Below are 25,621 nucleotides of genomic sequence, written 5' to 3' on the forward strand. Positions count from 1 at the left end.
TGCTCCTTGCGACTGCGCCGCGAACTGGTCGACGATCTCCTGGGGGGGCACGGACGAGGCGAGCGCCTACGCCCGGTCCGAGGCGTTCGGACACGACCTGCATCAAATCCAGTACGTGGTCGTCGTGCAGTGGAGGAACCGGGCCGCTGACGACGCTTTCGCGCGGACCGTGGGCCGGGCGGCTTCGGCCGTGGGCATGCCGTCGCTGGTGACTCGGCGTTCCGACCACGTGGTCCTGGTCGCCGAGGGCAGCTCCCACGTCCACGCCTTGTACGAGACGCTCGCCCGGGAGACCGGGAAACCGGACGGGACGATCGGGGTGAGCGCCCGCTGCCGCACCCCGGACGGTATCCCCGGCCGCTACCAGGAAGCACTGCGTGCCCTGGAGGTGCGCCGCCGGTCCCGAAGCCCCTACGGCACGACGTTCTTCGACGATCTGGGCCTCTACCGCATCCTGGGGCCTGGAAACGAATACCAGGAGCTGGAGGCGTTCGTTCGGGAATGGCTCGGACAACTCGTCGACTACGACGGCCGGCACCGTACGGAGCTCGTGGAGACCCTGTCCCGGTACTTCGACTGCGGCGGCAACTACGCCGAGACCGCCGAATCGCTCGCGATCCACCGCAGCACGCTGCGCTACCGACTCCAGCGCATCCGTGGGATCAGCGGCCATGACCTCACGAACGTGGAGGACCGCCTCAACCTGCAGGTCGCGACCCGGGTGTGGAAGATCATGCTGGGCGGACCCGGTTGAGGCGCCCACGTACCTCGGGGCCGTCCACTGTCCCCATCGCCGTATGAGCAGGCTTCCCCTCCGCCGAATTGGCTCGTCAGGTATCAACCAGACGGTCGGCAGCGGCTCAAGGGCGATCCTGCCGCATACACACCGCGAATGCCCTGCTCCAAGGGGTTACTCCGCGCCGTGGAACTCGAACCCTCGAGTGTGTCCTATGTGGTGAGGCAGATGAGGCGCCTGTAGCAGAACAGGGCGGCGGCGAGGCCCAGGAAGACCAGGTGGATGAGCCTCGCCTGGCAGCAGCCACCGATCACCACCGACAGCGGCATGAACCTCGGAATCCCGTACCCCCGGGACCGATCGAACGCGGCGCGAGCCACATGCATCGAGGTGATGCGCCAACACCTCTGAAAGGCTGGTGCTCCTGGTGCCGGCTAAAAATCCTCGTCACATCGGTGTGACCGAGATCGATAGTTGGCACCGGGCCACGTTCACGACCTGCACTGATGCCAAGTAGCTTCAGCAGCCGGAGCCGCAGAATCAGCGAAATAGTTGGCGCTTTGGTACAGCGCAGGTCATGAGGCGTGTGTCGCCATAGCGGGGCCAGAAATCTTCGGCGGAGACAGCCTTGCGCCGGTCAGTCCATGGCGGAAGGAACAACACCTCCCGCTCCCGCTTGGGCTACCCGCCGAGCTCCCGTGAGACGGCTGGGGACAGCCGCCCGTCGGCAGTCGCGTCATCGATGCCGGCCTGAAGCAGTACGCCTCTTAGATCGCCCGTACGAATTCAGCTGCGGTTGCCAGCCCTGCCGAGGTCTCCTGGAAGGTATGAGATGGGGCCATCTCGGTGAGGTAGGGGGATCAGTGGGCGGGCATGCGGCCCGTCAGTGGTGCGGGGTGGCGATGGCGGCGAGATGCGTGCCGGGGCGGACGGAGAGTCCGTTCATGTTGTAGATGATCTTTCCGGTGGCGATGGCGGTGATCTTGTGCTCGGTGCCGTCGATCGGGTCGATGATGCGGCCGATGGTCTGTCCCTCAGTGACCTCGTCGCCGGTGACCGCGTCCGGGTACCACAGGCCGGCGGTCGGGGACTCGACGTCGCCCGTCCAGATCCACTCGCGCGGCGGCACGGTCGGCGGCTTGACGTGCTGCGACGCCTCGATGACGCCGAGGTGGTGCAGGATCCGGTACAGGGCGTCGAGCAGCCTGCGCACGGTGGCGGGGTCGCGGTCGCCGAGTTGCCCGGTCTCGACGAGGATCGCGGGGATGCCCTGCCGGTTCGCCGCGGCGTGGCTGTTGCCGCCGTCTGCGCTGGTGCCGAAGATGACCCGTTCGTATCCGACCGCGTGGGCCATCGCCTTGTTCTTCGCGTCCAGCTCGTCGTCGCCGGTCAGGCGGTAGCCGACGAAGTCGAGCAGGTGCTGGTCGATGCCGCCGCTGTGCAGGTCCACGTAGGCGTCGGCGCCGTCGATCAGGTGCTCGAACAGCCAGGCCGCCATCCGGTCGGTGGGGCCGCCGTTCTTGTCGCCGGGGAAGACGCGGTTGATGTTGACGCCGTCCAGCGGGGAGATGTTGAGCCTGCCCCCGTAGACGGCCGGCGGATTGGCCACGGGGCAGATCACCAGCTGGCCGGCGACCTCGTCCGGTTCCAGCAGCCCGGCCAGGCGGGTGGTGGCGTCCACGCCGATGAACTCGCCGCCGTGGACACCACCGGTGATCACCACCCTGGGGCCCGGGCGGGAGCCGTTGACGAGGATCAGGGGAATGTCCACCGTCGTGGTGCCCAGGTCGGCGGGCAGGCTCCCGCGGGTCTTCTGGCCGGGCTCGGCCCTCAGCGCGCCGATGGTCAGGGTCATGTGTTTCCTCTTTCTGACTCAGGCCGCGGTGCGGCTGTTTGTGGTGATGAAGTCGATCGACTGGGAGGTGCGGCCCTCAAGGGCGAGGCCCGCGGGGCACTTCTCGCTTTCGCGGGCCACTCTCGTTCACTGCCTCAGTAGACGGTTGCCCGTCTCAGGACTGAACGGCCGAGCGCAGCTCGGGCAGGGACAGGACCTCGTCCAGCGCGTCGACGTAGAGATCCACGTGCTCGCGGCGGAAGGTCATGGGCGGTTTGATCTTCAGTACGTTGTCGTGCACGCCATTGGGGAAGACGATGACGCCTCGCTCCTTCATGAGCTCGGTGACCATGAAGGCCTGCTCAGTGGCCGGCATTTTGGTGGTGCGGTTGCGAACCAGTTCGACGCCGAGGTAGAGCCCTTCCGCCCGCACGTCACCGATGAGCGGTTGGCGCTGCTGGAGCTCGCGCAGCGACTGGGCGAAGTACCCGCCCACGCTCACGGCGTTCTCCCTCAGCCCGTCCTGCTCGACGATGTCGAGCACGGCCTCGCCGATCGCGCAGGAGACCGGGTTGCCGCCGAAGGTGTTGAAGTACTTCATGCCCGTGTCGAACGCGTCGGCGATCTCCCGAGTCGTGACCACCGCCGCGAGGGGATGCCCGTTCCCGAGCGGCTTGCCCATCGTGACGATGTCCGGGACCACCCCCTGGAGCTCGAACCCCCACCAGGGCCCGAGTCGTCCGACGCCGACCTGGACCTCGTCGGAGATGCACAGGGCGCCCGCCCGCCTGGCAGCGGTGAACACGCCGTCGAGGTAGCCGTCGGGGAACACGATGTTCCCACCCGATCCCATCAGGGACTCGGCGATGAAGGCGGCGGGGGGTCGGCCGTCGGCTGTGATCCGCTCGATGACAGCCGCGGCGTCGCGTGCGTACTTGACTCCGGCGTCCGTGTCGTCGTACCCGTAGGTGCTGCGGTAGCGGTCCGGGATGACGACCTCGTGGGTGGTCGCGGGTGCACCGGCGCCGCCGGGGCCCTTGTATCGGTTCGGGCTGATCCCGGTCACCACACCGGTGTTTCCGTGGTACGCGCCGTCGATGTTGACGATGTGCTGACGACCTGTCACCTGGCGGGCGATCCGCAGCGCCAGGTCGTTTGCCTCGCTGCCGGTGCACACGAGGAAGACGACCTCGAGCGGGTCGGGCAGCGTGGCTACCAGCTTCTGCACGTAACTGGCGATCTGCGGGTAGACGAAACGGCTGTTGGTGTTGAGCTTGCGCAGCTGTCGGGTGGCGGCGGCCGTCACCCGTGGCTCGGCATGGCCGACGTGGGTGACGTTGTTCAGCGAGTCCAGATAGGCCAGGCCGTCCTCGTCGTGGAACCACACGCCCCGCCCCCGCACAAGGTTCATCGGGGTGCGGTAGTAGTTGCGCTGGGAGCGAGCGATGTGGCGACGGCGCACTGAGACGACGTCGTCGATGGTGGGGGTGGCGGCGGGGGACTCGGTGAACCCGAGGAGCCGGGCGGGGTCGGGTGACAGGTGGCTCCACACCTGCCGTGCGGAGGGCGGCACGGCACGAGGCGGCGGCCACGTGGCCATCCGTGCGGTGCGGTGGACCTGCACCTGGACGCAGGACCCGAGCGGGTCCTTCTCCTCGCTCGCGCCGGCGCGTCCCAACGGTGCCCCGGCCGGGACTGTCGCCGCGACGGGCGGTGTGTCGTCGAGTCCCCACCAGCACGTCCAGAACTCCAGCCCCTCGACCGCATGTCGCAGCACCAACGGCATACCGGCGCCACCGCGGGCTTCGACGACGCCGGACAGCGGGCTGGCAACCTCCTCGGCGTCGGCCACGATCAGCGAGCCGCCGATCTGAACCGTCGCGGGCTCGTCGGCTCCTGGGCGGCGCCGGCCCCCCAGGAGCAGCGATGCGCTGAGGTGGGGCACGTAGCCCCGTCGCCGTCGTCGGTCGAGGAGGTTGTCGATGCTCGCGCGCACCGCCCTCGCGTCGTGCCAGTCGACTTCGTCGTAGAGATCACTTGCCGGTCGCAGGTCGAGCAGCTGCGGGGCCGGTGTGTGCGGGGCACCGTCTCGGGCCGCCTCTGCCAAGACCTCTTCCAGACCCCGCTGCTCCCGCGTCGGGGGGAGCCCACACGCGACCCGGAACGTCGCCTCGGCGACGTCGGGGCAGACCTCGGCCACCTGCGCGATCGCGGGCCAGGTGTGTTGCATGCGGGTCCGCCCGTACGGCGTGTCGCTCTCGGCGACCCGGCGCGTCCACGTCACGGCGTTCATGCACAGCCGGGCGGCCGCCAGGGGATAGACAGCCGCCAGTTCCTCAGCCGTGAGGGGGAGCACCGAGTGGAAGCCGGCCACGACTTCGGCCGCCGCGGCGAGCGGGTCGGCCTTGCGGACCATGGCGTAGCCCGCCGCGATCGCCACCTCTGCCGCGCGCACACTGTAGAGCGAGTCGCCCAGGTCGACGATGCCCGAGATCCGCAGCACCCCGTTCTCGTCGGCGTCGGCCAGGACGTTGGCGTCGTTGAGATCCTGGTGTACGACGCTCCGCGGCAGTCGGTCCCATGCCGGCAGGAGATCGTCGTACCAGCCCATGATCGTGCGTACCGACTCCCGCCGGTGCGCGTCCTGTACGGCGTGCAGCGACGCCTCGACGATCTCGGCGGCCCGGCGCATGTCCCAGTCGTGCGGTTCCAGGCCCACCGGTGGCTCCATGCTGGAGAGTCCGAGGCTCAGGCGCCCAGCGGCTTCTCCCAGCTGACGCAGGAGCGCCGCGGGGTGGTCGTCGAGATCCGCCAGGACCCGGCCCTCGATCCAGCTCATCACGCGGACCACGTGCGTTCGGCCCTCGTGGAGGACGGCGGCGAGGAACTTCCCCTCGCGTGTCGGGACCAGTCGTGGCACCGGAAGGTCGGGAACGGTGGAGGCCAGATGCTGGAGGAGCGAGTTCTGCCAGAGGACGTCGGCTGAGTCCGGCTCCGCCCGGGTGACCCGTACGAAGTAGCGCATGCCGTCGTCGCCGGTGATCCGGACGTTCTGGTCGATCTCCCCTCCCAGTGGGTGCTGGACATATCCCTCGAGTCCGAAGGACTGCCGCAGCACGTGATCGAGGAGCGAGCCCGGTAGTTGGCCGGTGTGACCGGGGATGGTCGTTCCGTCCTGGCCGGTGGCGGTCGCTGAGGTCATCGGTTCGTTCTCTCTCTCGTCGTCAGGTCGCTCATCACTCACCGGGAGCCTGCGTCACGACGCTCAGGTCGTGGCCAGTCCCCCGCCGCCACCCGTGTCGGACCTTTGCCCGACGCTGTCAGCCAGCTCCCGGACGGTCCGATCGATGCGGTTCCTGGGAGGAGGCGGGCAGGGCTGCCGCGGCTGTGTGTCGATCGCTTCACGGGCTGCGCAGACCTCGGCCAAGTCGACGAGCGACAGGTCCAGGGCGGACTCCCCCGTTTGCCACTTCCCCTCGATGCCCCACTCCGACGGCCGCAGGGGCCCGGGCCAGGACGCGCTTCACCACCTGGGGCTAGTCGGCGATCAGGTCCGAGGCGGGCCGTCCGTCAAGGGCGGAGCGCTCATCGAAGACCGGTCATCAGCTCACGCGGCGGCGGTCATGGCGTCCCAGGTGACGTTGGCGGCGAGCACCCCGCGCAGCGCCTCGGCGGGCTCCAGCGGTGTCCTCGTGGTCCCCTCGACCCTCGCCTTGAGCTCGGCGTAGTCTCTGGGGAAGTCCTGGGTGATCTCGATCCCGCTCTGCTGGCGAACCGGTTGGCTCGGCCGCCTTGGGCATCGCCTCCTGGTGGGCTCCGTAGCGGAAGGCCGACACTGAGCCGAGGAACGCGGCGCCCCTCAGCAGCGCCTGCTCAAGGTGACGGACTGGGAATCAGGTGCTTACGGAAGTGCCATAGCTGCTCCAAGTGCGTGGTCATGTCACGAGCTCTCTCCAGCCCGAGGTGATGCGTCAGATGAAACACCGCGGAGAATCCGGCAACAAGGGACGCGAAGCCGCGACATCGACCCCCTATTTTGTGCCTGTGCACAATTACTCCCACGGAGCCCCACCGGCATGTCAGCGGCATTACCCGGAGACGACCCCGGATCCGTCCGGTGACTGCTGTCGTCGGGAGAGGCGGTCCTCATGAGCGGCCCGGGACGCCGTCAGGGCGGGGCCCGCCACGACGCCGTGCAGGCGATCGCGCGCCGGCTCCTCGAGGAACGACTCGACGAACTGACCTCTCGTGCTCTCGAACAATTGGAAGCCGAGGAGCCTGCCTACGCGTCGGCGGACTGGGACCCGGTCCAGAAACGGGAGGGGATGCGACGAACCCTCGAACTCGCCCTGACCCGGCTGGCCGGCGGTCCCGTGCCCCGGACGGTCTCACGCGCCACCGAGGACGTGGGACGCGAGCGAGCGGAGCAGGCGTTCCCCCTGACCGCTCTGATGCACTCCTTCCAGCTGGACCTCAGGACCCTGTGGGAGGCCGTGCTCGCAGAGGGGCGAGCACGTGGCATCAGCGCCGATCCCGACTTCCTCGACGGGCTGATCCGCGTCTGGGAGGCGACGGACGCCAACAGCGTCGAGGTCGTCGACGCCTACCGCCGCACCGAGCGCGACCTGGCGAGCCGTCGTACGGAGGTGCGCAACCGCGCCTTCACCCGCCTGGTCCTGGAAGGGGAGCAGGATCCCTCCACCGTCGCCGAGGCCTCCACGTTGCTGGGCTTCTCCGAGAACGTCGCCCTGACCGTGGTCGTGGTCGAATCCGTTCCTACCGGGGACCCGGCTGTGTCCCAGGTCGACGATGCGCTGCGTCGGGGCGGCCTGGTACGTCACTTCGGATGGATGGGCGACGAGCTCCTCGGCATCATCGGTCACGGACGGCGCGATGAAGAGGCCATGCTTGCCATGCTCCGGCCGTTCGCCCCGTGGCGCTGCGGCGTCGCGGAAGTCCCCGGGCTGGCGCTGACGGCGCGGGGCATCCGGTTCGCACGTGCCGCGATCCGCAGCTCCGCGCAGCCCGGAGTGCGGCACGTGGAGGGCCACTGGATCGGGGCGATCATGTCGGCGCAGGAGGAGCTCACCGGTGCGATGGCCACCGGCGTGCTGCGCCCACTGCTCGAGCTGCGCGACAGCGACAGCATCGTCGAGACCCTGCGCTGGTACCTCGACCTGGGCTCGGTCGCTGAGGTGGCCGCACACACCTACCGTCACCGGAACACGGTGGGCAATCGCCTGCAGGCTGCGGAAGAGGCGACCGGGCTGAAGCTGTCCCGACCGAAGGACGCCGCCCGGCTGGTCCTCGCCCTGGCTTGGCTGGAGACGGACGCGGGCGCCCGCTTCCGGGCGACGATGTCCTGATCCACCGATCGCTGGACGGGTCGAGGCAACCGGCCGGGGCCGCGACCGAGAGAGCTGGAGCCAAAGCGTGGCGGCCAGAGGCCACATGCCCTTCATGAGGACGGCAGCCTTGGCGGCCGACAGCCCGGTCACGCCGCCGGGCAGCAGCGCCGAGCGGCCGCAGTTCGCGCCGGAGCCGCTCGCGGTGCCTCTCAGAGACCCATTCGGTTCGGGCAGAACTACATCGGATCCCTGACAGGAAATTGTGCACAGGCACAAAATACGCGGTCGATCTCGCGGCCTCACGTCCCTTGTTGCCGGATTCTCCGCGGTGTTTCATCTGACGCATCACCTCGAGCCGGAGAGAGGCTCATCGCATCGGAGCAGTAATGATGCTGCCGCCGACTACCTGATCAGCATTCGTCGTCCCCAGCCCTGTCCGGGGGCTCGTCCTTCAGTGGCGGCCCCTCGGGCATCCCCTCAGCCCCCATGCCCCCTAAACAGGTCGCCGCCCCCACGCCTCGGCAGCCTCCTGAACCCCCGATGCGGCCGACCTGGCCGCACTCGACGAGATCGTGACTTCCCGTCAACAGGGTGTCCCATATGCCCGGAAGAGGTTGAACGCCATGCGCCAGATCGTCACCTTCGATGCCTACGGCACCCTGGTCGACTTCCAGCTCGGCCCCACCACCCTGAAGGTCCTGGCCGACAGGCTGGACCTGGACCGTCTGAACGTCGAGGAGTTCCTCGACGACTTCCGCATCATGCGGTTCCACGCCGTCCTGGAGGCATACCGCCCCTTCCGTGAGCTGCTGCCCGCCAGCCTGGAGATAGCGATGCGTCTGCACGGCCTGGAGTACCGGCAGTCCGACGGCGAGGCCCTGGTCGCGGCCGTGCCCACCTTCGGCCCCCACCCCGAGGTCCCGGCCGCCCTGCGGGCGCTGAAGTCCCGGTACGAGATCGCCATCATCTCCAACACGGACGACGACCTCATCGCCCAGAACCTGGCCAACATGGGCGTCGAGTTCGACCATGTCATCACCGCCCAGCAGGCCAAGGCGTACAAGCCGTCCCGGCAGACCTTCGAGTACGCCTTCCAGGCCATGGACATCGACCCCGCCCAGGTCATTCACGTCGCCCAGGGCTGGGAGTACGACCTCATCCCCACCCGCGACCTCGGCCTCGCTCGCCGCGTGTGGATCAACCGCTACGGCCACAACGGCTCCATCGGCGCCCGCGGCAGCGCCGACTACCAGCCCTTCGACGAGCTGCCCGACCTGTCCGGCCTGCCGGCCCTGCTCGGCTGCTGACCCCACGGCTACACGGCGACACAGGATAGAGAACGCAAAGGACGCACGCCATGAAGCAGATCCCCTACTGGCTCGACACCGCTCCCGCCCTGCCCGACCGGTCTGGAAAGGACCTGCCGGACGAGGCCGACGTGGTGGTCATCGGCGGCGGCCTCACCGGACTGTCCACCGCTTACCACGCCGCCCGCAAGGGCGCCCGGGTCGTCCTCGTCGAGAAGGACAAGGTCGGCTCGGGAGCCTCCGGACGCAACGGCAGCCACTGCAACCCCGGCATCACCATCAGCCCGGCCGAGGCCCGCAAGCGCTACGGGATGGAGCGCGCCCGCGAGATCTACGATGCGTTCCGCGATGCGGTGGACCTCGTCGAGGAGCTCGCGGTCAGGGAGAAGATCGACTGCGACTTCCACCGTGCCGGGCGCCTCGGCGTCGCCTTCAAACCCCAGCACTTCGACGCCATGCGGGCCAAGCAGCGCGATCTGGCCGAGAACTTCGGCCACGACACGGTATTGCTGACCAAGAGTGAACTGCGCGCCGAACTCGGCTCCGACTACTACCACGGCGCGCTGCTCGACCCGCTCGGCGCAGCCCTGCATGTGGGCAAGTTCGTCCATGGCCTGGCCGAGGCCGCGGAACACGCCGGTGCGGAGATCCACGAACGGAACGCCGCCACGGGCCTGACGAGGACCCCCGGCGGCGGCTTCCTCGTCGAGACCATGCACGGCACCATCCGCGCCAAGCAGGTCATGGCGGCCACCGACGCCTACACCGACAAGGCGCTGCCCTGGTTCCGGAAGCGATTGATCAACGTCGGCAGCTTCATCATCGTTACCGAACCGCTCGGCGAGGCGCGCGCTCGCGACATCATTCCCAACGGGCGCCTGGTGGTCGACTCCAAGAACGTCGGCCACTACATCCGCCTCACCCCCGACAACCGCCTCGCCTTCGGTGGCCGGGCCCGCTTCGCGCCCTCCAACCCGGCCTCCGACGTGAAGAGCGGGGACGTCCTGAAGCGGGAGATGACGGAGATCTTCCCGCAACTGGCGGGCGTCCGGGTCGACTACGTCTGGGGCGGCATGGTCGGCTTCTCCTGGGACCGCCTCCCGCACGCGGGTGAGGCCGAGGGGGCCAAGGGCCTGTACTACTCCATGGGGTACTGCGGCCATGGAGTCCAGATGGCCACCTACATGGGCAGGGCGGTCGCCGAGATGATGGACGGCAAGCCGGAGGCCAACCCCCTGCGTGACCTTGGCTTCCCCAAGGTTCCCGTCCCCTTCTACAACGGCACCGCCTGGTTCCTGCCGTTCGGCGGCGCCTACTACAAGGCCAAGGACCGCCTGCGCTGACCTCCGCATCAGCGACGAGGCCATCGCCGCCCTGCCCATCACACGCCACCGCTTCCACGGAGACTGGAACTACACCTTCCACCCCGCAGGCCACCCACCACTCCCGGACCTTCCCCGGAACGGCGGAGGGTCGGCCTGCGGCTCTCGCCCCCTCACGCTCCACGACCTGCAGCACCCCGAACTGACCGGCATGCCCCGCAAGCAACTCAGCGACCTCACCGACACCTTGATCCTCGCGCTGGAAGAGCACCGCGAACAGGTCCGCCACGCAGCCCGCGGCGGACCACGCCGCGTTGCCCCAGGCACCGGCCGCAAACCCACACTCACCCCCGCCGACCAGATCCTGGTCACCATCCTCTACCTGCGAAAACACAGTCTTCAGGAGCGGCGACGAGTTGGTGGCAGACCGGTGGACGGGCAGACCGCCACGCGGTGCGGTCCGTGCCACCGCAGCGAGCCGGGGCCGTGGTCGCCCGTCTGGCGCTGTCCCGGAACTGCGCCACCTGCGCTTCGTCCAGCGGCCGGTGCCCGGGCCCGGACCGCCTGCGGTGATCCCTCCCACCGAACGCGCACCGGGCCGTGCGAGCGGACGCCCGCACGGCCCCGCATCGGCACCAGCGGCGGGCGTCGGCAGAGGCGACGACCGTCGTCAGGATCGTCAGACGGCGATGATCTGCCACTGCTGCCGCGTCAGTGACGGGTACGGCTGTTGCTCGATGTGGGCTCCGTCGGCGGTGCTGCCCTCCTTCGACGGCGAGGCAGAGCCCGCTGTAGCGGTTGTTGAGGAAGTAGTAGCCGTCACCCGTGGGCGTGATGCCCAGTGCTGCTGGGGGCGTTGGCGTACCCCCAGATGGCCACGTTGCCGCCGTCGGCGCGGGAGAGACCCGCGGCCTCCAGGAGCTTGCCGCTGCCCACCCTTGATCTCGTATTAGCCGTCGCCGGTCTTGGAGAAGGTCCACTTCTCGTTCGCCTTGTTGAGACAGGGCCACTGCAGGACGTCGGTGCCGTTCGCCGTGCCCCCGCGCTCCACGTCGGCGGCCTTGCCGCTGTGCCGCACGAAGCCGACGTTCCGGGCGGGCCATTCGGCCACCTTGAGGGTCTGGTTGCAGGCCCAGGTGCCGGAGGCGACCTGGGTGGGCCGTCGGTGCTGGTGGAGATGAGAAGGCATTTTGGAGGTGGCGCAGCCGCTCGGCACTGAGATCGAGGGCTCCATGTCGGTGCGGCGCTTTTCAGGGCCCGCAGCGCCGTCCTGTCGAGGGCCGACAGGGGCTGGGAGTTGGAGTCTGGGAAGGGGATGAGGAACTGCCCGGGCATCTCGGTGCCGGGGTGGAGCGAGGGGGCGTCCCACCCCGGCCGGGTCTCATCGGATGTGCTTCGCCGGCTTGGTGGCGGCGTTGAGGAGGTATTCCAGGGGGCCTCGGCGGAAGAAGCGGGACCAGACCGCGGCGAACACGGTCGCCCCGAGGACGAACATGATCAGCGGCACCCATGATTGCTGGGTGCCGGTCCCGGCGGGCACGGCCAGCGCGGACTGGGCGAGGAAGTGGCCGACGTAGGCGGTCAGGGACATGGTGCCCACGGCGATGACCGGCTTCGCCAGGCGGCGCAGTCGCGGCACGCGGTCCATCGCCACCGTCGCGCCCACGATCACGAGGATCGCGACGCCTACGCTGCCGATGATGTCGAACGTGGTGCCGCTGTGCGGCCCGGCCGTCAGGAGCGACGACGCCGGCATCTCGGGGAACGACCCCCCGTCCGGGGGCATCGAACCGCTGGCGGGGGGCATCGAACCGGAGCTACCGGACGACGACCCGTCTTCCGCCGTGCTCCTCAACGCACCCGATCCGGCGAGCAGCAGGGACATGCTGTAGGCGGCCGCGGTGAGGGAAGCGCCGAGCGCGGCGAGGCGCTTCTGAACGGTGCCGGAGGACAGGTCGAGGCGGCCCAGTGCCATGCCCGCGATCACGAACGACATCCACGTGAGCGCCGGGTAGAAGCCGGTGAGCAGCAGATCGAGCACTCCCACCTCGCTGAGGCGACGGAGCGGGTCGTAGGCGTTGATGCTCTCCTGGACCGACGGAGTCAGCAGCGAGGTCAGGACGAACGCCAGCTGCGGTGTGACGAGGGCGAACGCGGCCGCGATGATCGCGAGTGTCCTGGCGCTCAGTCGCACCAGGGGCAGGGCCAGCAGGAAGTAGACCCCGTAGAAGCCGAGGATGATCACTCCCCCGTACTCCATCGCCAGCACGGTGCCCAGCACCAGCAGGACCACGGCGCGGATCGCGATGCGGGCCTTCGCCTGCCGGCCCGCCAGGCCCGTCTTCGGCTCGCGGCGGCCGGCGATCAGCATCAGCGAGAACCCGGCGAGAGTGGCGAACAGGACCGACGAGTGACCGTCCGCTATGTAGCGGATCCAGCTCGCCACGCCGGTCGTGGCGGACAGCGGGGGGCCGATGTGCACGACGTACATGCCGAACACCGCCAGCGCGCGGGCCAGATCCACCCCGACGAGGCGTCCCATCGAGGGACCGGCCGAGGTCGGCACGGCGGACTCGGGGGAGGTTCGGGGCGGCGGAGGTGAGTTCTCCGGGGGAGCTGACGTCTCCTGCGGCGGCTGTGTCTGTGTCATACGGAAAACGTCGCGTGGACGTCAGGGGGCGGGCCATCCGGCAGTCTTCGGTAACGGCCCCGCCGGTCGGCGGGTACCGCCCTGCCGACCGGCGGAACCTCGTCCCCGGCCCGGTCCGGTGCGACCGGGCGGTGGTCTTGTCCAGCCACTCGGCGGGGGTGGACCCGACGGTTGCCGGATGGGTGCGGGGCGGCCGGGCTTCCAGGGTGGAGGCATGACACACCGTGCGCGACACAAGGAGCCCGACACCTCCCGCGCCTCACCAGCTGACCAACCGGGGCATGACGTGGTCCCTCGCAGGGGCGACTTCCTGGAGTTCCTCGGCCTGGTGCTGGCTGCGGGCGCCCTCGTCCTGGTCGTCGTACGCCCTGAGCTGCCCGAAGCGTTGGTGCGCGCCCTCTCCTCGAGCACAGCCGGACTCGTCCGCTGAGCCGGCACACCATCACGCCCGGTCCGCCCGGCACCGTCCATGCGGTGCCGGGCGGACCGCAGAAGGAAGGAATGTTGTGAACACCGCATCCGCCCCGGCGAAAGATGAGACGTCCCTGCCTGCCCGGGAGACGGTCAGGGCGCTGTACGGGTATGTCCGGCCGCACCGTTGGGCCGTTGCCCTTGGTCTGTTGTGTGCCCTGGTGGGGGCCGCCGGGGCGCTGCTGCAGCCGTTGGCCACGAAGGCGCTGGTGGACCGGATGGCCTCCGGTGGGACCATCGCCGGGATCCTGATCGGGCTCACCGTGCTGGTGGTGGTGGGCACGGCGGTCGAGGCGTTCGGCGCGTACGTGCTGGAGCGGACGGCGGAGTCGGTGGTCCTGGCCGCTCGACGCACCGTGGTGGGGCGGCTGTTGCGGCTGCGGATCGCGGAGTTCGAGCGGATCCCGCCGGGTGATCTGATGTCCCGCGTCACCTCGGACACGACGCTGCTGCGGGCGGTCAGCACGCAGGCGGTCGTCTCCGCGGCCTCGGGTGCGGTCGCGTTCGTCGCGGCGATCGTGATGATGGCTTTGCTCGATGTCGTGCTGCTGGGTGTGACGCTCGGCGTGGTCGTGCTGGTCGGCGGGGCCGTCGCGCTGGTCATGCCGAAGATCGCCCGGGCCACCGAGCGGTCGCAGGAGGCGGTCGGGGAGATCTCCGTCGCGCTGGAGCGGGCCTTCGGGGCGTTCCGTACGGTGAAGGCGTCCGGCGCCGAGGGCCGGGAGACCGCCCGGGTGGAGGCGGCGGCGCGGCGGGCCTGGCGGCACGGAGTGAAGAGCGCCAAGTGGGAGTCCGCGGCGGGCTCGGCCGACGAACTCGCCGTACAGCTGGCCTTCCTCGCGGTGCTCGCCGTCGGTGGGGCACGCGTGGCGTCCGGGGAGATCCCGGTCTCCACCCTGATCGCCTTCCTGCTGTACCTCTTCTACCTGATCGAGCCGGTGTCCAGGCTGGTCGACGCCGTGACCTCCTATCAGGAGGGTGCGGCCGCGATCTCCCGGATCGCACAGGTCGAACGCCTCTCCACAGAACCGGCCGACCGGCGGGGGGTCTCCCTGCCCAAGCAGGGGGCAGCGGTGCCGGATCCGGCATCGGTCCGCTTCGAGGACGTGTCCTTCCGCTACCGCCCGGGCCTGCCGTACGTCCATCGGCAGGTGAGTTTCGAGGTTCCGGGAACCGGTATGACGGCCTTCGTCGGTCCCTCGGGCGCGGGCAAGTCGACGGTGTTCGCGCTCATCGAGCGGTTCCACGAGGTCACCGGCGGCCGGGTCCTGGTCGACGGCAAGGACGTCCAGGACTGGTCCCTGGCCGAGCTGCGGTCCGCCATCGGGTATGTGGAACAGGACGCGCCCGTCTTGGCCGGCACCCTGCGGGAGAACCTCGTCTTCGCGGCGCCCGGCGCGACGGACGACGACATCCGCGACGTCCTGGCCAGGACGAAGCTCGACACCCTCATCGAGCGCCTGCCCCACGGCCTGGACACCCCGGTCGGACACCGCGGCTCCAAGCTGTCCGGCGGCGAGCGGCAGCGCGTCGCCATCGCCCGCGCCCTGCTGCGCAGGCCCAGGCTGCTGCTCCTGGACGAGGCGACCTCGCAGCTCGACGCCGTCAACGAGCTGGCGCTGCGGGACGTCGTCACCGAGGTGGCCCGCGAGACCACCGTGCTGGTGGTGGCCCACCGCCTGTCGACGGTGACAGGCGCCGACCGGATCGTCGTCATGGACGCCGGCCGGGTCCGCGCCGTCGGCACCCACGAGGAACTGGTGACCGAGGACCCGCTGTACGCACAACTGGCAGCCACCCAGCTCCTGACCCCCGCCCGATGACCCACCACACGCCAGGTCGTCCGGTCGGCCACTGCCCCACGCCCGGCCGGACAACCACCCACACCCACACAGACCAAGACCGCGAAAGGCCCCCCATGTACACAGAGTCCGCCATCCGTCACAGACATGCGGTGTGGAGCTGGCTGGCGCAACCGACCGCGCTGTTCGGCGGCGTGTACGGGCTGCTGGTGTCGAGTTCGGCCGTCGCCGCGCTCACCCAGTTCGGCGAGACGACTCGAGCGGCACGCATGGACGACGCCCTATGGGTCCTGTTCACCGCCCTCGCCTCGACCCTGGCCCATGGTTACGCCCACCAGATTGCCCACCGCGACGCGCAGGGCCGTCCCGGCGTACGGGGTGTGGTGCGTGCCGTGCTCGCCGAATGGCCGCTGGTGGTGGCGGCGCTGCCCACCGCACTGCTGCTGTGGGGGGCGGGCCTTGGCTGGTGGCGCTCGGCAGGCATCGAGTACGTCGCCTTCGGCATCAACACCGTGCTGCTGCTGGGCTGGGGCGTGCTGGCTTCCCGGGCCGCGGGCAGCACATGGGGACGAGCTCTCAGGATCGGCTGTGCCGACGCGATCCTGGGAGTGGCCGTCGCCTTGGTCAGCACCTTGCTGAAGTGACGCGGCGACTTGTCACGTGTAGCTCTCGTCGTCCGCCGTGGGCGAGGCGGAAACCAGAGCTGTCAGCCTGGTGCCGGGACGTTGGCTGTCCGACCGCAGCACCAGAGACGGTCAGGGCGGGGAGCGGGACAGGGGAATCTGGGAGAGGGTGGATGCGGAGGTGGGAAAGCACAAGTGCGCTGGCCGTCTGGGCGGCGGGCACCCTCGCACCCGCCCGGACCATCTCGGCGGTGACAAGGCGCATTCCTCCCACCGCAGCCGCTGCTACCTGCGCAGACGGTAGCTCAAGCGGATCATCCCCGAGCCGAAGAACCAACGGGCCAACCGCCAACGCCGCAGTCGCAAGCGCGGGCGGCCCGCCGGTTTCGACAAGACGATCTACAACCGCAGGAACGAAGTCGAGCGGCGATCAACACTTTCAGGAACTCTCGCGCCGTGGCCACGAGGTTCCTCAAGCGCGCCTACGTCTTCCAGGGCACCATGACCGTCGCAGCGATCCGCCTCTGGCTTCGGGGGTAGATCCATTGTCCCCGTGCGGGGACGTGGCTGTCACCGCTCTCCGGAATGATCTTTACACCCGATTTACGCCTTCAGGCTTGCAGGCAACGGACACAACACACTGACCTGATCTGGGAGTTGAGAGTGACGCACGACGTTGCCGCGCTGGCCGTGGAGCTAACGGACATGGCCGCGGCGGATCACCGGTCCGCCGTCCGCGCGAACAGCGACGACACCTGCCGAGCAGTTGGCCTGGCGGCGTCTTACCGCACAGCACGGTGACCGGCTCGGCGAGATCATGGACGAGTACGGCTGGCCGACGGAGGAACTGGTCGGCGGATCCCTGCCCAGGGTTCACCTGCCGTAGGCAATGATCCGCCGGACAGGCCCTGAGCAACAGCTCAGTCCGCGCTGAGCGGGATCCGCAGCCGCACCCGGTAGCCGCCTTCCGTGGTCGGGCCCGCATCCAGGGTGCCGTGCAGGATGTCGGCACGTTCCCGCAGCCCGACGAGGCCTTGCTGGGAGCCGGGGAGAGACAAGGAAGGACGCGTGGATGGGGTGTTGGTGACGGTCACTCCGATGCCCTCGCCGTCCTGCCACAATTCGACGCTGGCCGTGGCGCGAGGTGCGTGTTTGCGGACGTTGGTCAGCGCTTCCTGAACCGTACGGTAGAGGGCGCGTTGGGTGGGTGTGCTCACAGTGGGCGGCAGTTCCCCCGTCAGCTGTACGTCAGCGCCGCTCGATTCCACGAGTTTACGCAGGTCGGCAAGGGTGGGCTGAGGCGTCAGCTCGGTGGCGTCGCCGCCGGAGGCCCGCAGCAGGGTGACCATGGTGCGCAGTTCGTCGAGCGTGGTGACGCTCAGCGAACGGATCGTGCGAGCGGCCTCCTTGGCGTCCACGTCCCGGGCGGCGACCTGCAACGCCCCGGCCCGTACGGCGATCAGGCTGACCTGATGGGAGACCACGTCGTGCATCTCCCGGGCCAGCTGGGCGCGTTCGCGAGCGAGGACGGCCTGGGCGTGCAGGGTCCGCTCGTGTTCCCTTGCCTCCTCGATCTCGGCCAACCGCCGCGCCAGGTCCCGCTGTGCCTGGAGTAGCTGGCCGAAGAGGACCGGTGCCGCGGCCGTAGCCAGGCCGTACACGAAGAAGACCAATGTCATGGTCCGGTCGACCTCGGCCAGGGGCCACGGAGTGCTGCTCGCGACGGCGGCCAGGGCGACGCACACGGCGAGGAGACGGCGGTTGCGGGAGCGTTCGGCCAGGGTGAACAGCGCCGCGAGCACAGCGACGGCGACATCCTGCATCAGTGCGACGGGCAGGGTGAGCAGGAACACGACGAGCGGGAACCGGCGCCGGAAGGCCAGCGCGGTGCACCCGACAGCCACCAGCGCGAGCTCGAGGCGCGTGGGCTCCCAGTCGTTCAGCCGCACGTCCACGGCCGCCGCGGCCACCAGGGCGAGGTCGATGACCGGCGTGGGAACCCGCTGCCACAGGGCGCGCGCACGGCTCATCCGCCGACCTCCGACCGCAGGCGCTCGTCGAGGAGCCCGGCCCGCTGCGCCAGCAGCGCCGCCTGCACCCGGCTCGCCACGCGAAGCTTCGTCAGGATGGCGCTGACGTGGTCCTTCACCGTGCCCGCCCCCAGGTGGATACGCGCCCCGATGTCGGCGTTCGACAGCCCCTCCGCCACCAGGACGAGGACATCGCGCTCCCGCGCGGTGAGCAGCCGGACCCGCGCGGCCTCCTCGTCGACGGCCGTCCCGGTGCCGGAGTGGCTGTGCAGCAGCGTCCGCGACGCCTTGGGAGACAGCACCACACCGCCCGCGGCCAGGGTGCGCACCAGGGGGGCGAGCTGCTCGGGCTCGGTGTCCTTGAGGAGGAAACCGGCCGCGCCGGAGTGCAGGGCGGTGAGGATGTACTCGTCGGCGTCGAACGTGGTCAGCATCGCCACCACCGGCGGGTCCGGCATCGTGCGCAACTCCCGGAGCACGGTGAGCCCGTCGACGTCCGGCATCCGGATGTCCAGCAGCACCACGTCCGGCCGCACCCGGCGGACCGTCTCGACCGCCTCGCCGCCACTCGCGGTCGCGACGACGTCGATGTCCTCGGACGCGCCCAGAATCAGCTGGAAGCCCGAGCGGACCAGAGCCTCGTCGTCGACCACCATTACCCGGATCACGCGCTCCCCCTGCCCTTCGTTCATACCGTCCGGCCCATGCCGACTCGACCCTAAAGCCCCGATCGGTCCCGGCGGCCCGCTGAGCTGCAGCTCCAGCCACACGGCGGGGTAGCACCCACCACTCGGCAGGGCCACGGCAGCCTTCTGCCGGATGGGCCGTGATCGGCCCGGCCTCCAGTCTGAGGGCCATGACCCATCACCCGGACTCCGCGCTGCTCCCGGCCGATACCCCGTCTTCTGGAGGTGAGCGTGGTGAGCCCTCGACCGGTGCGCCCGGCGTGGGCCGGCTGATCGGGCTGGACCTGGCCCGCGGCCTGGCCGTCTTCGGCATGTACGCGGTCCATGTCGGCCCCGCCCCGGCTCAGGGCGGTGTCATCGGCTTCCTGATGGAGCTGGCGCAAGGCCGCTCCTCCGCCCTGTTCGCCGTCCTGGCCGGCTTCGCGGTCGCTCTCATCACCGGGCGCCGCACGCCGAAGACCGGCCTGGCCGGCCGTCAGGCCGTCGCCAAGGTGATCATCAGGGCCGTGATCCTGCTGGCCCTCGGCACCGCCCTGACCAAGACCGGCACCCCGGTCGTGCCGATCCTCGCCTTCTACGGACTGTTCTTCCTGCTCGTACTGCCGCTGCACCGGCTGAGCGCCAAGCCACTGGCGCTCATCGCCGCGGGATGGGCCCTGGTGGGCCCGCAACTGCTGTACGCGCTGAAGCCGGTGGTCGGCGGCCGCGTGTTCCTCTCCTACGGCCAGGCCGACGGCCCCCTCTCGTTGTTCTTCACCGGCGGCTATCCGGCCCTGACCTGGGTCCCGTTCGTGATCGCCGGTATGGCTGTCGCCCGCTGCGACCTGACTGCCACGGCCGTCCGGATACGCCTCGCCCTCACCGGCGTGGCCCTCGCCGTCACCGGCTACGGCGGCTCCTGGCTGGCGGTGCGTCTCGTACCCGGTGCCGCCGAAGCCGTCCGGAAAGCCGAAGAGGGAGCGGGTATGTCGTCCGTGTCGTCCGTATCGCCCGACAGCATCGGCATCTTCGGCGACTCCCCCGCCGGGATGCTGGCCTCAGCCCCGCACAGCGAGGCGACCCTGTCCATCATGGCCGCCACGGGTGTGGCGATCCTGGTGATCACCGTGTGCCTGGCCGTCATGGACGCCTTCCCCCGGCTGCGCAGCCTCGCCAAGCCCGTCATCGCGGTCGGCTCGATGTCACTGACCGCGTACGTCTACCACATCGTGGCCATCTGGCTCCTGGGCACCGAGGATCTAGCCGTCCCGCCGCTGTATGTCCTGCTCGGCTTCATCGCATCCATCACCCTCCTCGCCACCCTCTGGTCCCGCTTCTTCCAGCGCGGGCCACTCGAATGGCTGATGGGCAAGGCGACCGGGATCGCCCGACGCATTCGATAAAACGCAGCCGGAGAAGCGTGCCCGGAGCCCCTCCCCCGGGTGGGGCGGTCGCGCTGCGGGCCTCACGAACAGTCTGTGGTTCTTCGGCGGCCCTCAAGGCGCTTTGACGGGCGACGCTTCGGCGCCCTGTCTTCAGGGGCTTCTGTTCTCTCTGGTCCGGGTCGGCGGCAATGACCTTGGGAGTCCCTGGATGTCCCTGGAGCAGGCGGTAGGGCCGGTCAACCGGTTGGGACGTGAACCACCCCAAGCCCCGTAGCCTCAAGCGGCTTTGGCCGCCCAGGCCGTGGCTGACCCGGGGCGGCGACGCCGTCTGCTGCTTGCAGTGGCTCACGAGCGTGAGCCGGTGACCGTCGAGGTGCCCGGCACCCACCACAACGGACATCGACACCGACGGGGTGTCCTTCGGCCGGTACGGCGTGGCAGTGCTCCGGCCATGACCACGATCAACGGGCCCGACAACTGCACGCCGGAGCCATCCCGCCCGCCTGCTGGGAGGGCGGATCCCTGAGGGGCAACGGCCTCACGGCGCCCTCGTGTGCGGAGAGCTGGAAGCCGAGAGGGGCGTCGTCGCAGCCCCGCTGATTCAGCAGTCACTCGCGAAAGGGAGGAAACTCCATGAGAAAGTGTTGGGTTCTACCCTTGATCACGCTTGTCGCCGCCGCGCTCGGGGTGACAGCGGCAGGTGTGGCCCCTGTCCTCGTCGCCTCCGACACGCCTTTGCGGGTGATGCCGTTGGGCGACTCGATAACGTGGGGTGTGGGTAGCAGTACGGGCAACGGATACCGGGGGCCGTTGTGGAACAAGCTTGCGGCGGACGGCCATCCGCTGGACTTCGTGGGCTCGGTGCCGAACGGTTCGATGTCCGACCCCGGCAACGAAGGCCACTCCGGATATCGCATCGACCAGATTGCCGCACTCGCCGACGCCTCGCTGACCCGCTACCGGCCCGACGTCGTGACGCTGCACATCGGTACCAACGACCTCCGAGGGGCCTCGGAGGTCGACACCGCCATCACCCGGCTGAGGTTGCTGATCAACCAGATCACCGCCGACGTCCCCGACGCAACCGTCCTCGTCGCTTCCCTGGTCGTGTCCACCAGCAGCACGGAGGAGCAGTGGCGGGGCACGTACAACCAGGCCGTCCGCCAAATCGTCAGCGACGCCCAGGGCGCGGGCAAGCGCGTCGCATACGTTGACATGAGCGGCTTTACCACGGCCGACCTGGCCGACCCTCTGCATCCCAACGACTCGGGCTATCAGAAGATGGCGGACGCCTTCCACCGCGGCGTCCAAGCCGCGGGCAGCGCCGGTTGGCTGAAGAACCCGGCCCCCGCATCCGCACTCGTGCGGTCCGGCATCGCCGGCAAATGAATGGATCTCAACGGTGCCGGCACCGCCGCAAAAGGCACCTGATCACCGACACCCTCGGCTTGGTCCTCGCCGTCCTCGTCACGGCCGCCTCCGTGCACGACACCGCGGGCGGCAAGCTCCTGCTCGACGACCTGGCTGCGGCACATCCCAGCGTCTCCAAGGTCTGGGCCGACGGCGGCTACCAGAAAAGCATCTTCAACCACGGTGCCCGGCTGGGCATCGATGTCGAGGTGGTGCAGCGGCCACGGGCGAAGGGGTTCGAGCCGCTCCCCAAGCGGTGGGTGATCGAACGGTCCTTCGGCTGGCTGATGCAGCACCGCCGCCTGGCACGGGACTACGAAGCCCTGCCGCAGAGATCCGGGACGATGATCCACTGGGCGATGGCTAACAAAATGTCCCGCGAACTGACCGGAGAATCCGCACCAACCTGGCGAATCGAAACGGACATCCCACCCTGGAGGCCGAGATCGAAAATTGGTGGCCGGCCACCCTGACGGGGCCCTCATCCGCAGCTTGCCGGGGATGGGGGGCCGCCTCACCGCCGAGTTCATCGTGGCCGTCGGCGACATCCGCCGCTTCACCAGCGGCGACGCCGGCTGCCGCCTCCGGGCTGTCCCCGGTGCTCTCCCAGTCCAGCAAGATCCGCTACTCGCGCAGCGCGACCGGCGGCGACAAGGCCCTCAAACGGGTCTTTTACCAGGCCGCCTTCTGCTCGATCCAGCGCGATCCCACCTCGCGGACCTTCTACGACCGCAAACGATCCGAAGGCAAACGACACCATCAGGCCCTGATCGCCCTGGTCCGGCGCAAGATCAACGTTCTCTACGCCATCCTGCGCGACCGACACCCCTACGGGGCCCGGCCACCTCTGCGTCTCGCGGCCTGACAACAGCATGAGGCAGCGGTACTCCGCCCGACGGGGCGGCGATGCGCGTCGTGAGGAAGCTACGGCTTCCGGCCCGCGTGCCGGAGGTCACCTACGCTGCCGCGCGTTCCCGGAGTGCTGAAGCACTCCGGGAACGCGCACACTGAGTGAGGCGCTGGCCGTCCTCAAGGACGACAGCACACTCGCCGCCCCTCTACGGTGATCCCGGACAGCTGCCATTTCTTTGTACGGATTTCCCGGGGTGCCCGCCTGGGCTCAGCGGACGCGGTTCGCCAGTTTGGTGGCGCTATTGAGGAGGTACTCCAACGGGCCGCGGTGGAAGAAGCGGGACCAGATCCCCGCGAACAGGGTGGCCCCGACCACGAAGCAGAGCAGCAGCTCGAAGGAGGCGGACTGCGGTGGGGTGACCCCGTCGCCGGGCAGGGCGAGGATCACCAGGATGTGGCTCACGTAGAGGGTTAGGGACATGGTGCCGACGGCGATGACCGGCGCTGCCAGCCGGCGCAGCACCGGCAGCCGGTCCACGGCCACCGTCAGGCAAAGGATCACGGTGATCGCGACTCCCAGGCAGCCGACGAGGTCGAACGTGGAAGCGCTGTGCGGCTCGGCCGCCAGCAATCCCCACGCGTCGGGGCCCCACAGCCCACCACCGACCGGCAGGTCGAAGGATCCCTCTGCCATGCCGGGATCCTTCATGGCACCGCGATCCTTCAGGACGTCGAAGTCCTTCATCTCAGGCATCCCGCCCATGATCTTCTCCGCGCCACCGGTCACCCGGAGCGCCAGCCACGAGACGCCGTATCCGAACACGATCAGCGCGGGACCGACCACGGCCAGCCGCCGCTGCACCACGCCGGAGGCCAGGTCCAGCCGCCCCAGCGCCATGCCGGTGACCACGAACGTCATCCAGGTGATCGCCGGGAAGAAGCCGGTGAGCAGGAAGTCGAGCACGCCCACGCCGGAGATTCGCGCGATCGGGTCGTACGAGTCGATGGTGTTCACGATCGACTGGCTGAGCAGCGCCCGCAGGCAGTACGCCAACTGCGGCGTGACGACCGCGAGCACGACCGCGATGGTCGCGAGCGTCCTGGCTCTCAGCCGCACCAAGGGCAGGGCCAGCAGGAAGAACACCGCGTAGAAGTTGATGATGACGGCGCCGCCGAAGTCGGTCATCGCCAGCGCGCTGCCCACCACCAGCAGGATCACGGCCCGGATCACGATCCTGACCTTCGCCTGTCGGCCGGCCAGTCCGCTCTTCGGCTCCAGGCGGCCGGCGATCAGCACCAGGGAGAACCCGGCGAGGGTGGCGAACAGCGCCGAGGCCCGGCCGCTCGCCAGCCAGACGAACCAGGTGCCAACGCCGTCGCCGGACGTGGGGAAGGGGTTGAAGGGGCCGGTGTGCACGGCGAACATGCCGAACACCGCCAGTGCACGGGCGAGGTCCACTCCGACCAGCCGCGCCGTCGACGAAGGGCGTTCCGTCGCCGTGGCGGACTCGGGTGAGGGTAAGGGCTGGGCAGGCGCCTTCTTGGCGCTTTCGATGTCGGTCACCGGGACAACCTCGCCGAGGCGCGGGCGGTCGACCATCCGCCGAACTTCAGGAGGTGTCCCGCCAGTCGGCCCACCGACCCCCTCCGGTCGGCGGGGGGCGGTCTCGGCCTACATGAACGACTGTGGTCGTCGAACCAGCCACCGGGATGCCGCGGGCCAGCAGGCTCACGACCACGAGATCATGTATCGCCTGGGGTATCGAGCGCCGCCACCACCCGGTGGACCGCCGACGGCGGCGGGCGCTCGACTGCTGGATCACGGCCGGCGACACCCTGGGCAGCACAAGGAGCTCGGACTGCCGCTGTCCGGCATCATCTGCGACTTCTTCCGCTGGCCGAGCCGGGCGACTGGCGTTTCGAGGAGAGCGAGTGGCCCGACCCCGCGGCTATGGCCGAGCAGTTGGCCGACCTTGAGGTGAAGGTCGCCGTCTCGATGTGGCAGACCGTCGAACCCGGCAGCGACACCTATCACGAGCTTCGCGCGTCCGGACACCTCGTTCGGGACGCGGAGGGCGGTCTGCTCACCTTCGCGTGGCCAACCCGGGAGGCCGACGAAGCGCCAACGCTCCCGATGGCGTACTGCAACGCCCCCCAGGGGGCACGCGCCGCGCTGTGGCGGCGGCTGAACGCCAACTACGTTCGCTGAGCGTGGAGTGCTTCTGACTTGACTACCCAGTGCTGCACACCCACACGTGGCCGGCCGCTGCGCGTGGCTGGCGAGGACCGGCTACTGTCGCTGGTCCGCTCCGCGTGGGCGGGCAGCCGGAGGTACGGGGCCCTGCTACGGTCCGGTGACATCCCCACCACCTTCGGCTCCCTCACACGCCCGCGCAGTCCCCGCTGATAGGGATTCCTGTGTTCATCCGGGAAGGGGGACGACGTCGCAGCCTGGCTCAGCTGATCTCCGTCGCGTACGGGCGCTCTGCGTTTCACCGCGAGTTACGATCTGGGCGGAAATCACCAGCCTCGACACGCGTGGGCAACCGCCGCTGCTCCTTCGACCAGATGACGCGGCGAGAGGCATTTGGCCGCCAACTCCGTGGTTCACCAACCTGGGTGTATCTGTCGTGGACTCAGCCGCATCGGCGGCAGTCGCGTCTTGGCCCGCGCCCAACCCTGCCCCGGGGACCATGTCCCAGCCCCTGGCCCAGGCATGGCTGGCCACTGCCCAGGCCGCGCCGCGGACGGCAGGTCGGCGTCAGACGGAGCTGAGATCAGTCGGCCAGGTCCACTGCCGAGCAACGCCTCGGCCTTCTTCGTCGAGTCGGTACCAGGTTTCACGTCAGAAACTGAGCGCCTGACTGACCAGTGACATTGCCGTTGCTCACGGCCTGCTCAATGAGCCCGGCGCTCAGCTGGTCTGCACGAACTCGGAGGTGACCTCGGCCGTGGGCCGATTGCCTCATCCGTTCTGGAAGTGGATCAGCACCGGGTGTGCCTGAGGGCACTCCTCCGACGTGGTTGACAGCCGAGATCCGCTTGGTCGACAATCGACCAACTAAGATGGTCGACAATCGACCAAATGCATAGGCCGCTCCGCTGAAGCACTAGGAGGACCAGTGGGATTCGACGTCAAGCCCAAGTTCGTGACGTTCGACATGAACGGAACGCTGATCAAGTTCA

At 69.2% G+C, this 25,621-nt stretch carries 16 protein-coding genes and 5 pseudogenes; 14 read left to right on the forward strand and 7 right to left on the reverse strand.

The features are described 5' to 3' along the window. Window positions 1-3: 3 nt before the first annotated feature. Window positions 4-754: pseudogene (locus IE97_RS38180) on the forward strand (PucR family transcriptional regulator); the annotation flags it as partial. Window positions 755-1,619: 865 nt separating this feature from the next. On the opposite strand, the gene IE97_RS0104030 reads toward IE97_RS38180, so the two are convergent. Next, window positions 1,620-2,591: a succinylglutamate desuccinylase/aspartoacylase family protein gene (locus tag IE97_RS0104030; protein ID WP_030231071.1), complete on the reverse strand. Its 972-nt coding sequence runs from the start codon at window positions 2,589-2,591 to the stop codon at window positions 1,620-1,622. A 154-nt stretch (window positions 2,592-2,745) separates the two neighbouring features. After that, window positions 2,746-5,772, reverse strand: coding sequence for an aminotransferase class III-fold pyridoxal phosphate-dependent enzyme (locus IE97_RS0104040; protein ID WP_030231076.1), 3,027 nt, complete (start codon window positions 5,770-5,772; stop codon window positions 2,746-2,748). A gap of 946 nt (window positions 5,773-6,718) precedes the next feature. Between IE97_RS0104040 and IE97_RS0104050 the strand changes: the two genes are divergently transcribed. The 4 genes and pseudogenes from IE97_RS0104050 to IE97_RS43710 form a co-directional block, all read left to right on the forward strand. After that, on the forward strand, window positions 6,719-7,936 hold the full coding sequence (locus tag IE97_RS0104050) for a PucR family transcriptional regulator (protein ID WP_030231083.1): 1,218 nt from the start codon (window positions 6,719-6,721) through the stop codon (window positions 7,934-7,936). A 605-nt stretch (window positions 7,937-8,541) separates the two neighbouring features. Then, the gene (locus IE97_RS0104055; RefSeq protein WP_030231088.1) at window positions 8,542-9,225 is read left to right on the forward strand and encodes a haloacid dehalogenase type II; all 684 of its coding nucleotides are present in this window, start codon (window positions 8,542-8,544) and stop codon (window positions 9,223-9,225) included. A gap of 50 nt (window positions 9,226-9,275) precedes the next feature. After that, window positions 9,276-10,568: an NAD(P)/FAD-dependent oxidoreductase gene (locus tag IE97_RS0104060; protein WP_030231092.1), complete on the forward strand. Its 1,293-nt coding sequence runs from the start codon at window positions 9,276-9,278 to the stop codon at window positions 10,566-10,568. 1 nt (window position 10,569) lies between these two features. Beyond that, a pseudogene (locus IE97_RS43710) lies at window positions 10,570-10,953 on the forward strand (ISAzo13 family transposase); the annotation flags it as partial. A 543-nt stretch (window positions 10,954-11,496) separates the two neighbouring features. Here IE97_RS43710 and IE97_RS42755 read toward each other — a convergent pair. Next, window positions 11,497-11,736, reverse strand: coding sequence for an RICIN domain-containing protein (locus tag IE97_RS42755; RefSeq protein ID WP_234331781.1), 240 nt, complete (start codon window positions 11,734-11,736; stop codon window positions 11,497-11,499). A 192-nt stretch (window positions 11,737-11,928) separates the two neighbouring features. Next, on the reverse strand, window positions 11,929-13,197 hold the full coding sequence (locus IE97_RS0104075) for a DUF418 domain-containing protein (protein ID WP_030231101.1): 1,269 nt from the start codon (window positions 13,195-13,197) through the stop codon (window positions 11,929-11,931). A gap of 286 nt (window positions 13,198-13,483) precedes the next feature. Between IE97_RS0104075 and IE97_RS41915 the strand changes: the two genes are divergently transcribed. The 4 genes and pseudogenes from IE97_RS41915 to IE97_RS42760 all read left to right on the forward strand — a co-directional run. Next, window positions 13,484-13,627, forward strand: a complete 144-nt coding sequence (locus IE97_RS41915; protein ID WP_158708228.1) for a hypothetical protein — start codon at window positions 13,484-13,486, stop codon at window positions 13,625-13,627. Between the two features lie 76 nt (window positions 13,628-13,703). Continuing rightward, window positions 13,704-15,491: an ABC transporter ATP-binding protein gene (locus tag IE97_RS0104085; protein ID WP_030231106.1), complete on the forward strand. Its 1,788-nt coding sequence runs from the start codon at window positions 13,704-13,706 to the stop codon at window positions 15,489-15,491. A 95-nt stretch (window positions 15,492-15,586) separates the two neighbouring features. Then, complete coding sequence (locus tag IE97_RS0104090; protein WP_030231109.1) at window positions 15,587-16,114, forward strand: hypothetical protein; 528 nt, start codon at window positions 15,587-15,589, stop codon at window positions 16,112-16,114. A gap of 184 nt (window positions 16,115-16,298) precedes the next feature. Beyond that, window positions 16,299-16,633 (forward strand): annotated as a pseudogene (locus IE97_RS42760) (IS5/IS1182 family transposase); the annotation flags it as partial. Between the two features lie 380 nt (window positions 16,634-17,013). Here IE97_RS42760 and IE97_RS0104105 read toward each other — a convergent pair. Together IE97_RS0104105 and IE97_RS0104110 are read right to left on the reverse strand one after the other, a co-directional pair. Beyond that, window positions 17,014-18,123, reverse strand: coding sequence for a sensor histidine kinase (locus IE97_RS0104105; RefSeq protein ID WP_030231113.1), 1,110 nt, complete (start codon window positions 18,121-18,123; stop codon window positions 17,014-17,016). Then, window positions 18,120-18,815: a response regulator gene (locus tag IE97_RS0104110; RefSeq protein WP_030231117.1), complete on the reverse strand. Its 696-nt coding sequence runs from the start codon at window positions 18,813-18,815 to the stop codon at window positions 18,120-18,122. Before IE97_RS0104110 ends, IE97_RS0104105 begins: the two co-directional genes overlap by 4 nt. 164 nt (window positions 18,816-18,979) lie before the next feature. Here IE97_RS0104110 and IE97_RS0104115 point away from each other — a divergent pair, with 164 nt between their 5' ends. The 4 genes and pseudogenes from IE97_RS0104115 (at window position 18,980) to IE97_RS39790 (ending at window position 22,448) form a co-directional block, all read left to right on the forward strand. Beyond that, window positions 18,980-20,191 carry a DUF418 domain-containing protein gene (locus IE97_RS0104115; RefSeq protein ID WP_030231120.1) on the forward strand — a complete coding sequence of 404 codons (1,212 nt, stop codon included), beginning with the start codon at window positions 18,980-18,982 and terminating at the stop codon, window positions 20,189-20,191. A gap of 615 nt (window positions 20,192-20,806) precedes the next feature. Beyond that, a pseudogene (locus IE97_RS38195) lies at window positions 20,807-21,559 on the forward strand (SGNH/GDSL hydrolase family protein); the annotation flags it as partial. Window positions 21,560-21,588: 29 nt separating this feature from the next. Further along, window positions 21,589-22,056 (forward strand): annotated as a pseudogene (locus IE97_RS0104125) (transposase); the annotation flags it as partial. Then, on the forward strand, window positions 22,053-22,448 hold the full coding sequence (locus IE97_RS39790) for a transposase (RefSeq protein WP_267881687.1): 396 nt from the start codon (window positions 22,053-22,055) through the stop codon (window positions 22,446-22,448). The pseudogene IE97_RS0104125 and the gene IE97_RS39790, both read left to right, overlap by 4 nt. Before the next feature lie 255 nt (window positions 22,449-22,703). On the opposite strand, the gene IE97_RS0104135 is transcribed toward IE97_RS39790, so the two are convergent. Continuing rightward, entirely contained in the window at window positions 22,704-23,999 is a 1,296-nt protein-coding gene (locus tag IE97_RS0104135; protein WP_030231126.1) for a DUF418 domain-containing protein, read from the reverse strand. 387 nt (window positions 24,000-24,386) lie between these two features. On the opposite strand from IE97_RS0104135, the gene IE97_RS42395 reads away from it, so the two are divergent. Further along, the gene (locus tag IE97_RS42395; protein WP_030231130.1) at window positions 24,387-24,644 is read left to right on the forward strand and encodes a hypothetical protein; all 258 of its coding nucleotides are present in this window, start codon (window positions 24,387-24,389) and stop codon (window positions 24,642-24,644) included. The last annotated feature ends 977 nt before the right edge of the window (window positions 24,645-25,621 follow it).

The sequence above is a fragment of the Streptomyces sp. NRRL S-455 genome, from assembly GCF_000717875.1.
Lineage (GTDB): Bacteria > Actinomycetota > Actinomycetes > Streptomycetales > Streptomycetaceae > Streptomyces.